13 protein-coding genes are annotated in these 15,630 nt (G+C 66.2%); 6 read left to right on the top strand and 7 right to left on the bottom strand.

Going from position 1 to position 15,630, the window contains the following annotated elements:
- Positions 1 to 58: 58 nt before the first annotated feature.
- The 5 genes from gmd to ASE14_RS05450 all read left to right on the top strand — a co-directional run bounded on the left by gmd (position 59) and on the right by ASE14_RS05450 (position 5,323).
- Positions 59 to 1,087, top strand: a complete 1,029-nt coding sequence (gene gmd / locus ASE14_RS05470; RefSeq protein ID WP_056652033.1) for a GDP-mannose 4,6-dehydratase — start codon at positions 59 to 61, stop codon at positions 1,085 to 1,087.
- Between the two features lie 129 nt (positions 1,088 to 1,216).
- Positions 1,217 to 2,953 (top strand): ABC transporter ATP-binding protein, encoded by a 1,737-nt coding sequence (locus tag ASE14_RS05465; protein ID WP_162257708.1) that lies wholly within the window; start codon positions 1,217 to 1,219, stop codon positions 2,951 to 2,953.
- A 19-nt stretch (positions 2,954 to 2,972) separates the two neighbouring features.
- Positions 2,973 to 4,079: a DegT/DnrJ/EryC1/StrS aminotransferase family protein gene (locus ASE14_RS05460; protein ID WP_056652028.1), complete on the top strand. Its 1,107-nt coding sequence runs from the start codon at positions 2,973 to 2,975 to the stop codon at positions 4,077 to 4,079.
- Between the two features lie 6 nt (positions 4,080 to 4,085).
- Positions 4,086 to 4,535, top strand: coding sequence for an FdtA/QdtA family cupin domain-containing protein (locus tag ASE14_RS05455; RefSeq protein ID WP_056652023.1), 450 nt, complete (start codon positions 4,086 to 4,088; stop codon positions 4,533 to 4,535).
- Positions 4,536 to 4,537: 2 nt separating this feature from the next.
- A complete protein-coding gene (locus ASE14_RS05450; RefSeq protein WP_056652021.1) occupies positions 4,538 to 5,323 on the top strand; it encodes a class I SAM-dependent methyltransferase in 786 nt (261 codons plus the stop codon).
- Here ASE14_RS05450 and ASE14_RS05445 read toward each other — a convergent pair.
- Both ASE14_RS05445 and ASE14_RS05440 read right to left on the bottom strand, forming a co-directional pair.
- Complete coding sequence (locus tag ASE14_RS05445; RefSeq protein ID WP_056652018.1) at positions 5,320 to 6,363, bottom strand: hypothetical protein; 1,044 nt, start codon at positions 6,361 to 6,363, stop codon at positions 5,320 to 5,322. The genes ASE14_RS05450 and ASE14_RS05445 overlap by 4 nt on opposite strands.
- Positions 6,360 to 7,610 (bottom strand): nucleotide sugar dehydrogenase, encoded by a 1,251-nt coding sequence (locus tag ASE14_RS05440; RefSeq protein ID WP_200953335.1) that lies wholly within the window; start codon positions 7,608 to 7,610, stop codon positions 6,360 to 6,362. Before ASE14_RS05440 ends, ASE14_RS05445 begins: the two co-directional genes overlap by 4 nt.
- Positions 7,611 to 7,709: 99 nt before the next feature.
- Here ASE14_RS05440 and ASE14_RS05435 point away from each other — a divergent pair, with 99 nt between their 5' ends.
- Entirely contained in the window at positions 7,710 to 8,663 is a 954-nt protein-coding gene (locus ASE14_RS05435; RefSeq protein ID WP_255356071.1) for a glycosyltransferase, read from the top strand.
- Positions 8,664 to 8,750: 87 nt separating this feature from the next.
- Here the strand turns inward: ASE14_RS05435 and ASE14_RS05430 are convergent, their stop codons facing one another.
- The 5 genes from ASE14_RS05430 to ASE14_RS05410 form a co-directional block, all read right to left on the bottom strand.
- Positions 8,751 to 10,664, bottom strand: a complete 1,914-nt coding sequence (locus ASE14_RS05430) for a glycosyltransferase (RefSeq protein WP_056652008.1) — start codon at positions 10,662 to 10,664, stop codon at positions 8,751 to 8,753.
- Positions 10,665 to 10,743: 79 nt separating this feature from the next.
- Positions 10,744 to 11,985: a polysaccharide biosynthesis C-terminal domain-containing protein gene (locus ASE14_RS20370; RefSeq protein WP_056652007.1), complete on the bottom strand. Its 1,242-nt coding sequence runs from the start codon at positions 11,983 to 11,985 to the stop codon at positions 10,744 to 10,746.
- Entirely contained in the window at positions 11,982 to 13,316 is a 1,335-nt protein-coding gene (locus ASE14_RS05420; RefSeq protein ID WP_082600214.1) for an O-antigen ligase, read from the bottom strand. The genes ASE14_RS20370 and ASE14_RS05420 overlap by 4 nt, the downstream gene beginning before the upstream one ends.
- 31 nt (positions 13,317 to 13,347) lie before the next feature.
- Positions 13,348 to 14,709, bottom strand: coding sequence for an O-antigen ligase (locus ASE14_RS05415; RefSeq protein ID WP_162257707.1), 1,362 nt, complete (start codon positions 14,707 to 14,709; stop codon positions 13,348 to 13,350).
- Positions 14,710 to 14,826: 117 nt separating this feature from the next.
- Positions 14,827 to 15,618, bottom strand: coding sequence for an SDR family oxidoreductase (locus tag ASE14_RS05410; protein WP_200953281.1), 792 nt, complete (start codon positions 15,616 to 15,618; stop codon positions 14,827 to 14,829).
- Positions 15,619 to 15,630: the final 12 nt, after the last annotated feature.

Raw genomic sequence — 15,630 nt, 5'->3', positions numbered from 1 at the left:
CGCCCGATCGTCGCACGTGCGAGCCTGAGCAGGCCGCTGAGCCGTGGAGAACACAACAATGAACGAAACGCGTACGAAGCGTGCCCTCATCACGGGCATCACCGGTCAGGACGGAAGCTACCTTGCCGAGCTCCTTCTCTCGAAGGGCTACGAGGTGCACGGCTTGATCCGACGCGCTTCGACGTTCAACACGGCCAGAATCGATCACCTGTACGCCGATCCGCACCTCGAGGGAACCCGCCTGTTCCTCCACTACGGCGACCTGAGCGACGGATCCCGCCTCGCCACGCTGCTCGACTCGATCCAGCCCGACGAGGTGTACAACCTCGCGGCGCAATCGCACGTTCGAGTGAGCTTCGACGAGCCCGAGTACACCGGCAACTCCACCGGGCTCGGCTCGATCCGCCTGCTCGAAGCAATTCGCATGATCGGACTGCAGTGCCGCTACTACCAGGCATCGAGCTCGGAGATGTTCGGGGCGACCCCGCCGCCGCAGAGCGAGGAGACGCCGTTCTATCCGCGGTCGCCGTACGGCGCTGCCAAGCTCTACTCGTACTGGGTGACGCGCAACTACCGCGAGGGCTACGAGATGTACGCGGTGAACGGGATCCTGTTCAATCACGAGTCGCCGCGCCGCGGCGAGACGTTCGTCACCCGGAAGATCACGCGCGCCGTCGCTCGGATCAAGGCCGGTCTGCAGGACGAGCTGTTCATGGGCAACCTCGACGCGGTGCGCGACTGGGGATACGCACCCGAATACGTCGAGGCCATGTGGCGGATGCTCCAGCACGACGAACCGACGGACTACGTGGTGGCCACGGGTACGAGCTACACCGTGCGTGACTTCCTGCAGCTTTCGTTCGAACATGCGGGACTCGATTGGCAGAAGTACGTGCACTTCGATGAGCGGTATCTTCGCCCGACCGAGGTCGACTCCCTCATCGGCGACGCCGGCAAGGCGGAACGACTGCTGGGCTGGAAGCCGAAGGTGCTTCCGCCGCGCCTTGCGGCGCTCATGGTCGACGCCGACATCGCGGCGCTCGAGGCGTCGGGCACGCATTGGATCGACACCGTCGTCGAGGAATGACCACGCTGCTCCCGTCGCGAGACGAGCCGCCCGCCGATACCCCTAAGGTAGGCTGACACAATGCTCCACGCTGTTCGTACGTCGCTGAGTTTCATGACCCCGGCAGAGCGTAGGAAGTACTTTCTGCTCGTGGCCGGGCGGACTCTCTCGGGGCTCCTCGACGTCGCAGGTGTGTTCCTGATCGGCATCATCGCCACGATCGGTGCGACCCAGGCCGGCGCAGAAGGCGTGCCGCTCGAGTTCCTCGGTGTCTCGATCGCGACGATCACCACGGACTCGATCCTGTGGCTCGTCCTGCTCGTGCTCGTCGTGTTCGTCGGCAAGTCCGCGCTCGCGATCTACCTCAGTCGAAAGCTCGCCTTCCACATCGCCGCGGTGGAGACGAGGAATGCGCGAGAGATCTCCGAGTACCTGCTGCATGGCTCGCTCGACGACGCCAAGCGATTCTCGAAGGCGGAGTTCCAGTTCGCGGTCACCGGATCGACGAGCGCAGCGTTCAGCGGTCTGCTGAACGCGATGGCGACCATCGTGAGCGAGGGATTCCTGCTCGTGGTCATTTCGATCGCGTTCTTCCTCGTCGACCCGGTCGCGGCGTTCTTCGCGATCGCGTACTTCGTCGGGATCGCGCTCACGATCCAGGGTTTCATCGGGCGAGTACTGAAGCGGGCCGGGCGCGATGGAACCGAGGGGATGATCGGGTCGACCAATGTGATCAGCGACAGCCTCGACAGCTTCCGCGAACTCGCCGTCATGGGCAAGCAGGACTTCTACATCGGACGGTTGGCGCAAGCTCGCGCGCAACTAGCGAGAAGCAGCGCGACCTTCGCGTTCATGGGAGGAATGCCGCGCTACATCATCGAGACGGCGCTCATCGTCGGGGTCGTGGCGCTCGTCGCCCAGCAGTTCCTGACGAACGGTCTCGCGACGGGCGTCGTCGTGCTGGGCGTCTTCCTGACGGGCGGCATGCGAATCATGGCGTCGCTGTTGCCATTGCAGAACTCCTTCGTGCAGATCAAGGTCTATCTCGAACAGGCCAATCTGGCGCAATCACTGCTCCGCGAGACGGGGCGCAAGACGACGAGCCCCAGCACGGAGTCGACGGTGGATCTGGTCGAACTTCACAGGGACGGTCTCCCGGTCTTCATCGACAAGGCCGACTTCGCCTACCCGGGCGAAGTGCACAACGCGCTCGATCAGGTGTCGATCGAGGTCCCGAGCGGGAGTTTCGCTGCGATCATCGGTCCGTCGGGTGCGGGCAAGACGACGCTCGTCGACCTGTTGCTCGGACTGGTGATGCCCGATCAGGGAACGGTGTCGATCGGGCCGGCAACCCCCTTGGAACTGCGGTATCTGGCTCCCGGGCTCATCTCGTACGTACCGCAGAAGCCAGGCATGGTCTCGGGGACGATCGCCGAGAACATCGCGATCGGCCATGAGGCGCGCGACATCGATCGTGACCGGCTGCGTCGAGTGATCGAGGCGGCGAATCTCGCCGAGTTCATCGATTCCCTGCCCGAGGGCGCCGACACCTCGGTCGGCAAGCAGGTGAACTCACTGAGCGGCGGCCAGATCCAGCGAATCGGACTGGCCCGCGCCCTGTACACCGAGCCGCGCCTGCTCATCATGGACGAGGCCACGAGCGCGTTGGACGCAGGCTCCGAGGCATTCATCAGCGCGAGCCTTCGCAAGCTCCACGGCCACGTGACCGTCGTCGTGATCGCGCATCGTCTCTCGACGGTGCAGCACGCCGACAACGTCTACGTCATGGAAGACGGCCGGGTCACTGCGAACGGCGACTTCAAGACGCTCACGCGGACGGTTCCGATGGTGGCGCAGTACGTCAAACTGATGGCGATCGATGAGTGAGCAAGCGAAGAGGAACCAGATGACCAGTCAGCCTCCGGTCCCGTTCAACGACCTGTCGCGTTTCGACGACGATCTGATCGCTGAGATCGAGTCATCGGTTTCGCGAGTGATTCGGAGCGGCTGGTACATCCTCGGACCTGAGAACTCGACTCTCGAGGCCGCCCTCGCGTCGTTCCTCGGTGCGGGGGAGGCGATCACGCTCGGAAACGGCACGGACGCGCTCGAGCTCTCGCTCGCGGCACTCGGGGTCGGGCCCGGAGACAGCGTGCTGACCGTCGCGAACGCCGGCGGTTACACGAGCGTGGCTACCCGGTTGCTCGGCGCTCGCCCGGTGTTCTGCGATATCGATCCGATGACGTTGCTGCCGACGGCAGCGACGGTTCGGGCTGCCCTGGAGACGTTGCCCGAAGCGCCGCGCGCAATCGTGGTCACCCACCTCTACGGCGCTCTCGCCCCCGTTCAGGAGATCGTCGCGGTCGCCGACGAGGCGGGTATCCCGGTCGTCGAGGACTGCGCTCAGTCGTTCGGCGCGAGCATCGAGGGGCGGCGCGGTGGAACCTTCGGACGTATCGCGACGACGAGCTTCTACCCGACGAAGAATCTCGGCGGCATGGGGGACGGCGGCGCGATCTTCACCGCGGACGAGGATCTCGCTGCTCGAGTCCGCAGCTTGCGCCAGTACGGTTGGGGCGCGAAGTACACGATCGAGCGCCCGCACGGACGAAACTCCCGCATGGATGAGATCCAGGCCGCGATCGTGGCGGTGCAGCTCGAGCGGCTCGATGCGAACAACGCGCGACGACGCGACATCCATCGCCGATACGAGACCGCGGGAGCGACCACGGTGCGTGTCGTCAACACGGCAGACGAATCCTTCACCGCGCACCTGGCTGTGGTGCAGGCTGAGCATCGCGCCGACGCACGAGCCGTCTTCGACCGTTTCGGTGTGAAGACCGACGTGCACTATCCGGTCGCCGATCATCGGCAGCCCATTCAGCCTCCGGACGAGACGTGGTCGTTGCCGTCGACCGAACATGCGACGGACACCGTGTTCTCGATCCCGATGTTCCCGGAGCTCCGCGACGACGAGGTCGATCGCGTGTGCGAGGCTCTCGGGGAGCTCTGAGCAGCGGTGGCGAGTTCGAACGAAACCGGAACGACGGCCGGGCAGACCGCACACCTGGTCGAGCTCGCCCAGCACGTCGACGACAAGGGGCTCCTCGTCGTCGCGGAGTTCGAGAAGCAGCTTCCGTTCGAGGTGCGGCGGATGTTCGTCATCGCCGGCGTGCCGGAAGGGGAGCCGCGGGGCATCCACGCACATCGGGAATGCCATCAGTTCCTCGTCTGCGTCAACGGTTCGGTGCGGGCGATGGTCGACGATGGGCACCGCCGGGAGGTCGTCGTGCTCGACCGCCCGTCGCTCGGCCTGCACATGCCGCCATTGACCTGGGGGACGCAGTACGACTATTCGGATGACGCGGTGCTGGTCGTGCTCGCATCGCACACCTATGACGGCGCCGACTACGTGCACGACTACGCCGAGTTCCTTGACCTGGTCGGGGGGCCAACGACTACGGTGTAGGCATGTCGCTCGTGTCGTGGGCTGTTCCCATCGCAGCACAATGGATGCCGAAGCTGTCGAGCCGGGTACTGGCGTCGAGCGGCTACACCAGAGATGTCGATGCGTTCGGCGACGGCGCGTTCGAGGTGTGGAACGAAGCCACCGCCGAACGGCAGGATCGTGCGTGGCGCCCGCTCGTCGCCGAGGCCTTGGAACGGGGCCGGCCACGCGCGGACATCGAAGCGTTGCGCTCCGCGCTTCATGCGTGCGGTGACACGCTCGAGAGTGTGCTCGAGGTCGGGTGCGGCGGCGGCTACCTCTCCGAACTCGTCGACGCCTGGTACCCCGATTCCCGCTACGTCGGCATCGACATCTCCGAAGCCATGATCGCCAACGCGCGACGGCACTTCCCCGGGCGGGATTTCCGGACGGCGAGCGCCTACGATCTGCCGTTCGATGACGATGAGATGGAGCTCGTGCTCGATGGCGTCGCCCTCATCCACATGCCCGACTGGAAGCGCGCGCTGGCCGAGTACGCGCGCGTAGCGAAGGGGCGCATCGTGCTGCACGGGCTGACCCTCACGGACGAAGCAGCCACGACCCGCTTCGGGAAATACGCGTATGGTCAGCCCACCCTCGAGTTCGTGTTCGGGCGCACCGAATTCGAGCAGACGTGCGAACAGCTCGGGCTCGTTCGCGAGCTGAGCCTCCCCGGGCTGGAATACGACTTGCGCCGATACATCGGCATCCCCTCCGTTTCGGAGAGCTGGGTGCTGCACGTCGAAGCACCCGCACGCGACGCTTCCTAGTGCGTCGCCGGTCGATCGGCTCGCGACGGCTTGACCGCGTTCGCCGTCACGATCGCGGCGCGGTCGAACACGAAGCGCTGCGCGCGGAAGATGAGCCCTCTGACGCCCTTCCCCCTGCGAGCGACGACCGGCTCGATCGCGTGCCCGCTCGCGGAGACCTCTGCCGAGCAACGGACGATCTGGTCGATGTACGGCGCGTAGACGTACTCACGAAGCCGTCGACTCATCGGACTGCCGTACACGAGCTGGCTCGTGATGAACCATCCGCCGGCGGCCTTGATCCCGTGGAAGTGGAAGAAGACCAACGGTTGGCCGTCGTCGACGGTGACGGCGGGAGAACCGCCCGACGTCGTGACAGCGATGTCGTGTCGCCCGGTGTTCCACGGAGCGAGATTGAATCCGGCGTTCGACAGCACCCGCACTCCGTCGAACCGCGAGGGGAACTCGTTCAGGTAGCCCTGGTCGGCGTATCGACCGTCGCTCGGCACGTCGAAGCACCACTCGAGACACTGCTCAGCCCACCAGTTCAGGCACGATCGACCGTTGTCGTCGTTTCTGATGCCGACCCACCCGACGTTGAACCGACCGTACTTGGCCAGCCGTCGCTCGAGTCGCGGCGGGTATCGGTGCTCGATGATGCCGACCGAACCGTCACCGAGCGCGTCGAGCACGAGTGCGGGGCGATCGAAGAAGTAGAGGTCGGCATCGAGGTAGATGACCACACCATCGCGCACGTCATGCTGATCCATCACGTAGCGCATCAGGAGCGGCGTGCAGGTGAAGTAGTACTCCATCCGGGATCGGCCCGGTTTGACGGCCGAGAGTCCGGGCTCTGCATCCTCGAGGGCATCGACCATGATCGGTCGGATCGATGGATCCGCCAATTCGGTCAAGTACTCGTGTGCCGCGTCGTCGAGGCACAGCACCCAGACCGGTGCGTCGTCGCCGTGCCGACGCAGCGAATCGATCAGAGCGAGCCCTCGGGAGAGGTATCCGCTGTCGAAGTACGTGCAGTACGCGTGTGCAGGTGGGGTCGTCACAGGCGTTCCAACGTCGGCCCCGCGAACTTCCCCGTCGCGTCGAGGGTGGGCGTGCCCGAGTCGACGATCGCCGCAGGGTTCTCACGGTACGCACGGTGGGCTTGCACGATGATGACCGCATCGGCGGCGGCACATGCCGACTCGAGGTCGGTCGCACGAACGACGGCCTCGTCGTCGACCGTCCAGCCGTCGACGTACGGATCGTGGTACTGGAGCTCACAGCCGAGTGCTCGCAGCTTCCGTGCGAGCGGAACCGCCGGCGATTCGCGACGGTCGGAGATGTCGGGCTTGTACGTGACGCCGAGCATGAGCACGGTCGACCCTCGCATGGCCAAGCTGCTCTCGTTCAGGAGGTCCTGAAGGCGCCGTGTCACGAACACGGGCATTCCCTGGTTGATCTCTTCAGCCAACTCGACGAAACGGAACGGACGGTCCAGATCGGCGCGGACCTTGTACGCGAGGTAATTCGGGTCGATCGGGATGCAGTGCCCGCCGACGCCGGCGCTGGGCGTGAACGACTGGAATCCGAACGGCTTCGTCTTCGCAGCGCCGATGACGTCCCAGATGTCGATGCCCATGGCATGGCAGAACTGCGCCATCTCGTTCACGAGCGCGATGTTCACATGCCGATACGTGTTCTCGAGGAGCTTGGCGGTCTCCGCCTCGCGTGGACCCTTCGTCGTCACGACCTGCTCGATGAACCGAGAGTAGAAGTCGACGGTGCGTTCGGTGCACTTCGGAGTCACCCCGCCGACGACCTTCGGCGTGTTGAGGATGGTGAAGTGTTCGTTGCCCGGGTCGATGCGCTCCGGTGAGAAGGCCAGATGGAAGTCGCGCCCGCACACCATGCCGTTCGCTTCGAGCAGCGGTTTCAAGATCTCGGTGGTGGTGCCCGGATACGTCGTCGATTCCAGGACGACCGTGCTGCCGCCGGTCAGATGCGCGGCGACGGCCTTCGTCGCGCCGATCACCGCGGCGAGGTCGGGGCGACCGGATTCATCGAGCGGTGTCGGAACACAGATCACCACGACGTCGGCGTCGGCGATCACCGAGGCATCCGTCGTCGCGGTGAAGCCGGTCTCGAGAAGCGCGGCGATGTCGGCGTCGCTCAGGTCGTCGATGTGGCTCCGACCTTGGTTCAGATCCTTGACAGTGCGCTCGTTGAGGTCGAGTCCCGTCACGTCGATGCCCGACGTGGACGCGGCCCGCGCGAGGGGCAGGCCGACGTATCCTAGACCAACGATCACTGCTTTCAAGGTCGTATCCTTAGCTCGACGAAACGGGAATGGCGCGGATTGCGATCTGCGCCATTTTCAGGGTCGGACCTCCATCACAAAGGACTGTCGGTGCGCCACACCCCACTACTCATTCTCGCCTATAACCGACCCGACAAAGTCCGAGCGCTCGTGGAACGCCTCCGGGAGCTCGCGCCGCCGATCATCATGGTGTCGGTCGACGGCCCGAAGCCCGAACGTGCCGGCGACGCGCAGAAGGTCGAGGCGGTGCACGAGGCGTTCGCGGGGATCGACTGGACAGACGATGTCTCGGTGCGGCGGCGGCCGACGAACCTGGGTCTGCGGAAGGCGGTCGTCGATGCGGTGTCGTGGGCGATCGCCGAACACGGACAGGTCATCGTGATCGAGGAGGACGTCCTCCCCGGTCCGGACTTCCTTCCGTACATGGAGGCGATGCTCGAACGGCATCGGGACGATACGCGCATCGCCCATGTCTCCGGGTACAACGTCGTGCCCGTCTCGAAACTCTCGAAGGGTGACAGCGGCAGTCGACTGACGATCTACCCCGAATCGGTGGCATGGGGCACCTGGGAACGCGCGTGGCGGAACTTCGACGTGGATCTCGGCTGGGCCCGCCGCGCCACGCTCTCGGAGCTGCACTCGATCGTCGGGAGCAGATGGGCCGCTGTGAAATGGCGCCAGAACTTCGCAGACGCTGCGGCGGAGCGGATCTCCACGTGGGCCTACCGCTGGATCGCCAGCATGTGGTCGACTGGATCCCTCGTCGTCTCTCCGAATCGAAACCTCGTCAGCTACGTGGGAGCCGATGAGGGCACGCACACGGTCACCGCACTGCCGTGGCAGGAACTCGAGGTGCTTCCGGGGTCGCTCGCGACGGTGCTCGCCGGAACGCCGGAGCGCGACTACGCCGCCGATGCGTGGGTCAACCGCCAGGTGTTCCACGGTACGCCGCTGGGCGTGGCCAAGGGGGTTGCCGTCTCATGCGTGCTCGCACTCCGCAGAACGAAGCGCGATCGAGCTGCACGGAACGCTCTCTCAGCTTGACTCGACCTGTGCCAGGTGATCGCGGATGCGCCGGGCCGGGCGGTCGCGGATTCGGGCCTGGTGCGGCCCGCCGTGCCCGTGACGGCCTCAGCGTTCGAATGTCTTGCGCCACTCCTGGACGGACGTGTACTCGGGGAGCGCCTCGCGGTACTCCTTGGCCAATGTCGCCCACTCGCGGCCGAGGCGCCGGTGCAGTCGGTTGCTCTGTCGGAGCATCCGGCGGAACTCACCGCGGTCGCGTGCGAACCAACTCTTGCCCGAGCCGTCGGCCGTGGTGACGAGTGCACTGTCGAACCCAGGGGTGCGGAACCAGGTTGCATCCCGCTTCGCCAGTTCGACCTCGGGATTCTCCACATTCGCGGGCGCCGGCTTCGTGAGCCAGTGGCGAGCGAGCATGCGCGCGGTGTACAGGATGAGCGGGAGACCGGTCGGGCCCTTCGACTGCTGCGTTCCGCTCGGCACCGGATAGAACTGTTTCCCCCGATTGGCGTGGGGGAGTTCTCCGTCGGTCTTGAACACCCGCTTCTCGCGGAACTCGCCTGCGAGCGAGCGCAGCTCGCCGAGTTTCGTCGGCATGGTCTCGTGCAGATGCGCGGGTCCGCGGAGTACGTCGTTCAGCGCCATGTGGCGCAGAGTGATCGGGTAGTACTGCATGCCCAGCAGGTGCTTCAGGTCCCAGCGCCGGCTGTCGCGCAGGAGCTTGCCGCCTCGCGGATAGTCCGAGTGGAGCAGCGCTGCAACGAACCGATTGCGAGCGTGGTAATAGGCCTGCCAGTCGATCGTGTCGTCCTTGTCGAGCCAGGACACGTGCCAGAGTGCTGCGCCAGGAAGGCTGACGGTCGGAAAGCCGTGCTCGCGTGCTCGCAGGCTGTACTCCGCGTCGTCCCACTTGATGAACACCGGCAGAGCCAGTCCGATCTCCCGGATGACCTTGGTCGGGATGAGGCAGAACCACCAGCCGTTGTAGTCGGAGTCCATTCGGGAGTGCATCCAACGGGTCTGGCGCAGATTGCTGACGCGGAAGTCATGCGGCACGTCTTCCTTGACCGTGGCCTTCCAGATGAATGGCTCCGGGTCGACGACCTCCGCGAATGCGTGGAGCACCGGCCGGTCGAGGAGGTCGAACATGTGCCCGCCGACGATCGTCGGCCTTCTGGAATGACGGGCGAAATGCACTGCACGGAGGATGCTCTCGGGCTCGATCTTCACGTCGTCGTCGACGAGCAGGACGAAGTCGCTGTCGGGACGGTCGAGGGTCTCCGCCATCGAACGGGCGAACCCGCCGGATCCTCCGAGGTTGTTCTGGGTGATGATCCGGAGGCGCTCGCCGAGCTTCTCGGCCACCTCGGGGTAGCCGTCCTGGTCGGCCACCTTCTGCGTTCCCTGGTCGACGAGGAAGATCCGGTCGATGACGTCGACGACGCCCGGATCGCTGGCGATCGTGTCGAGGGTCTCGACACAGTAGTCGGGCTTGTTGAACGTCGTGATGCCGAGCGAGACGAGTCCGGGCGTGATCTCGGGATCCGCGGTCTCCCAGCGGCCGCCGAGGAGGGTCGCCGACTCGCTGTGCGCGATCACGTCGAACCAGTACCAGCCGCCGTCGCCGAAGGTCGCCAGCGGGAGGTCGAACGTCGCGGTCGCGTCTCCATCGAGCGATTGCGATTCGACGTGCTGGGCGATGCCCTGCGCGTTCGACCGGTAGACGAGGACGGTGCAGGCGCCGCGCATGTCGACGAGGAGACGCAAGCGCGAAACGTTCGTGTAGTGCTGCCAGTAGGAAGCGGGAAACGCATTGAAGTAGCTGGCGAACGACACCCGCGCTCCCGCGTCGATGCGCATGCTCGTCCGGCCGACGATCTCGTCGATGTGCGAGCGCTCACTGACTCTGACCGGGCGGTCGCCGAACTTCGCCCAGGTTTCGGGGTCTGCGTAGAGCGGCAGTACATCGGGATCGTTGTCCGTCGAAAACACGACATTCTGGATCGTCGTCCACTCGGTCACTCGTACGTACTCCGTGTCATTCGGGGGGCGACTCGCCCTTCGGTGCGCCGCCGGTGCGGCTGGGGCGTCTTGCCACCGACTACAGCCTAACCTTCGCCCCATCGACCGGAGGTCTGAGCACGGACCGGAGTGCATGGAGTTGCACCGCCAACACGGCGAGTTCGGCCGCAGCCATCGCAAGCGCCACGCCCGGCAGCCCGATCAGGAATGCGAGAGGGACCAACAGGATCCCGCCGACGACCGCACCGGCGATCGTCGAAACCGCGAGTGTCCTCGTGCGCTCGAAGGCGGTCAGGCACGCGAACCCGGTGAGCTGGGAGGCGAGGAGGGCGCCGAGCGCCAGGCCGAAGGATGCTGCGAGTGCGAGATCGATGCTGAGCTCGCCACCCGACAACAGATCTCCGATCCAGGGTCCGAGCAGGGTGTACGCGGCGGTTCCCAACAACCCGAGGACGAGCGCCGCCTTCACGACGAGGCGGGCACGACGAAGCTGTTCCTCGGGCGGCGTCGCCGGAACGTAGCCCTGAGCCATCTGGACGATCGGCCGGGTCGAATACAGCGCGAGTCTCATGATGCGTTCGGCGAGGGCGAAGGTCGCGACCGCCTGGGGGAGCATGAGCTGGACCACGATGATCGGCAGGTTGACGTAGACGGCCGACGTCGCCGACATCGCGACCTCGGGCGTCTGTCCGCGCAGTCTCCGGAAGGCAGGGACCGGTCGGAGATCAAGCCGCCAGCCGCGGTACCGGCGCAGAATGCTGATGCTCGAGAGCACCGTCGCGCAGAGCGCGCCGGCGCCTTGAACGCCGGCGAACCAGACGGCGTCGTGCGTGAGCATGAGCGCACCTGCTCCGACGATCGTGCCGACGGTTCGCGGAAGCGTGTCGAGGAGCAGGAACCGGGTGGGGCTGCGCTCGCCGACGAAGAACCATCCCGCGCCGAGCGCGGCGATGATGCCCGACGTCACGGTCAGAGCGACCAGCAGCACGTAATCGGGCTGCATCAGGGCCGCCAGCACGATCGACGGCGGCGTGACGAGCAGCGTGAGCCAGCCTCGACTCACCAAGGAACCGAGATAGTACCCACCGCGCTGTTCCGAGGGGAGCGCGGCGACTCGAGTCGGGCCGGTGACGCCCCAGCCGAACACGGCGATCACGAACGCGAATCCGGCAACCGCCTGTGCGATCGCGATCGCCGCCCACGCGTCGGCGCCGGCGAGGATGATCACCGCAGGGATGACGGCGATGCTGACGATGCCGCTGACGACGACGGAGGCGCCATACCCGCCCGTCGCCCGCACGAGTCGCTGGAGCCCCTTCACACGCCACCCCTCGCAGCCGGGTTCAACGACAGGGCGTCCCGCCAACTCATGTCGCGTGCGGCCTTCACCGCGCACACCACGAGCAGCATCCAGCCGCCTTCGACGAGGGCGAAGCTCTCGGCGAACGAGGTCACCGCGATCGCGACGAGCATGAGTGCGGGCCACACGTACACCACGCTTCGCCGGGTCGAGGCGAGCAGCCATGCGCGCACGAGGGCGACGCCGAGAAGCGCGATGAACAGCAGTGCACCGATGACGCCCACCTGGAAGTACACGTCGATGTACGCGTTCAGCGCTGAGCCATGTGGCCGGCCCGTGGCGAGCTCGATCCACGTGTACGGCGGGGCATCCGGCCATGGGCCCACCCAGCCCCAACCCTGCAGCGGGTTGAGGTTCAGGTAGCGGGAGAGCTCGCGCCAGACGGTGAGGCGCACATCGAACTCGCTGCGCGCGTCGAGGAGTTCGATGATGCGGATACGGAAGATCCACCCGGCGATGATCGCGACGACACCGGTGACGAGCAGGGCGATCTGCCACCGCCACCTCGTCGGCGCCGAAGCCCGCCGGAGCCCGTAGAGCGCGGCGAGCGCCACGAGTGCCGCGCCGAGCGCGAACCACGTCGTCGGCGAACCGGAGAAGACGAGGCAGAGGCCGGCCAGCACGAGCGATGCGATGGCGCGTGCGCGCTGCACGATCTTCATGCGCCACTCGACGAGGAACGTGAGAAGCGCGATGAGGGCGACGAAGCCGAGCATGTTGCGCGATCCGAAGACGCCTTGGATCGGCCCCAGCTGGGCGATGACGCCCTGGATGCCGAGGATCCTGATCGGTATGTCGAGGATGATGCCCGAGAGCACCTCGAGCACGATCGAGGCGCCGAGCAGCGCTCGCATGACATCGCCGAAAGCGCGCACGATCTGGATCGTGTCGCGCATGAGCGCGATGTAGATGCCGACGAAGGTGAAGGCGACGAGGTAGCCGACTCTGGCGAGCGAGGCGAGGGCGGGCAGGCTGCTCCAGAGCACCGAGGCGGCGCACCATCCGATGAACACGAGGATCGTGAGCGGCAGGATGCCGTACCACTCGACTGCCCGCCACCGAGCGACGAGCGATGCGCCGCAGAGCACGACGAGCCCGGCGATGGCGGCGATGAGCCCGGGCGTGCCGATGATGCTGCGGACGGCATGCGTCGAGAATGCAAGGCCGACGGCGAGCAGGGTCAGGGCCTGCGCGAAGCGCGCCGAGCCGACGAACTCGCGTAGTGCGGCACTCAGCCGCGATGCATCGGACCGGTTGTGACTTCGCTCAGGGCCCTCCCCGTGAATGCTCATCGGCGCCTGGCTCCGGCGCGCACGAGTCGGCTCATCGAGCGACCTCGGGAGGAGGCATCCGCGACGCGGGCACCGGCACGGGTTCAGCAGGCAATGGTTCGTGCTCCCACTGGCGCTGCTTGGTCGACCAGGCGATCGCGATGAGCAGGAGCCAGCCGCTCTCGATCAGGAGGCGGCTCTCGGCGAAGCTCTGCCCGATGAGCGCGACGAGCAGGAGCAGCGGCACGAGGGCGGCGGCGGAGTGGGGGAGCGGTCGTCCCGCGGCATCCATCGGCCGGTCGACGGCGAGGAACCACGAGCGCCACAGTGCGCCGATCACGATCGAGGCGAACGCGATCACGCCGATGATGCCGAGCTGCATCCAGACGTCGAGCCAGGCGTTGTGCGCCTGCAGGTAGGTGACGCCCTTCCGCACGGCCAGCCCCTGGAACGGTTCGACCCAGGGAACCCAGTAGCCGACCCAGCCCCAGCCGAACCACGGGCGCTCGACGGCGAGGCCGATCACGGAGTTCCAGATGTCGAACCGGCCGGTGAGGTCTTCGCTCTTGCCGAAGAGGTCGAGCAGGCGATCCCAGAAGACGATCAATGCGGTGACCGACGCGACGAGCGCTGCCGCTGCGGTCCAGTAGACCCCGCGTCGGCGATCGGGTCCGACCCGCCGGGCCCACAGCGCGAAGCCGAGCGCGACGAGCACGATGACGGCGACGAGGATGACGGTCGCCGACCTGGTGAGTGCGAAGACGACCCCGGCCACGACGATCCACGTGATGCCCGATGCGCGCCGCACGCTGACGGCGACGAGCATGGCGCCGAACACGACGAGTCCGAGCAGCGCCGCCATCGCGAGGAGGTTGCGGCTTGCGACGATGCCCTCGATCGGGCCGCCGTCGAAGAGGAGGCCGCGCGACCAGTAGAAGGCCATGGGCAGCTTCTCGCCAGTGACCTCGAAGTCGGGGAAGTTCGGCAGCACTGGGCCGCCGACGAAGATCGCGACCCACAGCTCGAAGGCGAGCGAGAGCCCGAGCACCCATTTGAGCGCGCCGCCGAGGCAGCGGACGAACTGCGTCCAATTCAGGCACAGCACGAGGGCGATGGCGGTGAACGTGGTCGCGAGTGTGATGGACACGCCGAGCGCGGATGCCCCGGGGTAGTACGACCACGCGATCGAGGCCGTTGCGAGGAGCACGAAGACGAGGGTCGATTTCGGGACGCGGCGCCAGATCCACTTCGGCTTCACCTGCGCGACCATGACGACGGCGCCGATGAGCACGAGCGCGGCGACGATGCCGAAACCCCACCATCCGAGGAGGTTGCGCCAGAACTGGCCGGCAATCACGGTGAACAGGGCGAACGTCGCATACGCCGTGATCCAGCGGCGTCGATCGGTGCTCATGGGATCAAGGCTATCGTCCGGTGCGTCCATGGGGTGTGGGGCTGCAGATCACGCATGCAGCGCGTTCGTCGCCGAGGGTGCGCGACCCGGGCGAGCTGCGTCAGCGTGGTTCGGCTCTCACCAAGCGCTGAGCCCGCCGTCCACGTGCAGGTTCTGTCCGGTGATGTAGCTGGAAGCATCTGATGCGAGGAACAGCAGACCCGCAGCTACCTCGCGCGCCTCGGCCATGCGGCCGAGCGGAACCCGTGCGCTGTATCGGCGAGCGAACTCCTCGTTCTGCCCCGATGCGATGCCTCCGGGAGTCAGCGCATTGACACGGACACCGGCCTGCGCCCAGTACGTGGCGAGGTACAGAGTGAGGCCGATCACACCACCCTTGGACGCGGAGTACACCGGTGGGGTGTTGATCGCTCGGCCGAGGTACTCGGACCCTTCGTAGATGCGCTGGTCCGGGCCCATCGAGCCGTAGATCGATGACGTGTGAATGATCGATCCGCGCTTCCGATCCGCCATCAGGCCACCGATGTGCCGAGAGACGAGGAAGAGGCCATCGAGGTTGACCGCCATGATCTCCCGCCACGTGTCGAGCGAGTACTCCTCGACAGGCGCGAACATGGCGGCGAGGTCGCTCCCCTTCGTGGCGGCGTTGTTGTGCAGGATCGAGATCGGGCCGAGCTCCCCTTCGATGGTCTCGGTCGCCGCTGCGATGGAGGCGGGGTCGGTGACGTCGCATGCCACGCCGATCACCGTCGCGTCGAACTCCGAGGCGATCGCTGATGCGGTGGCTGTGGCCCGCTCGACATCGACGTCGACGACGGCCACGCGGGCGCCGTGGTCTGCAAGTGCGGACGCAGTCTCCGTCCCGAGGATGCCGGCACCGCCGGTGACGACGGCAACATGCTCGCGCAAGTCATAGAGCCT

It is taken from the genome of Agromyces sp. Root81, from assembly GCF_001429165.1.
Classification (GTDB): Bacteria; Actinomycetota; Actinomycetes; order Actinomycetales; family Microbacteriaceae; genus Agromyces.
Note: the sequence above shows the minus strand (reverse complement) of the source record. Positions and strands in the feature narration are given on the sequence as shown.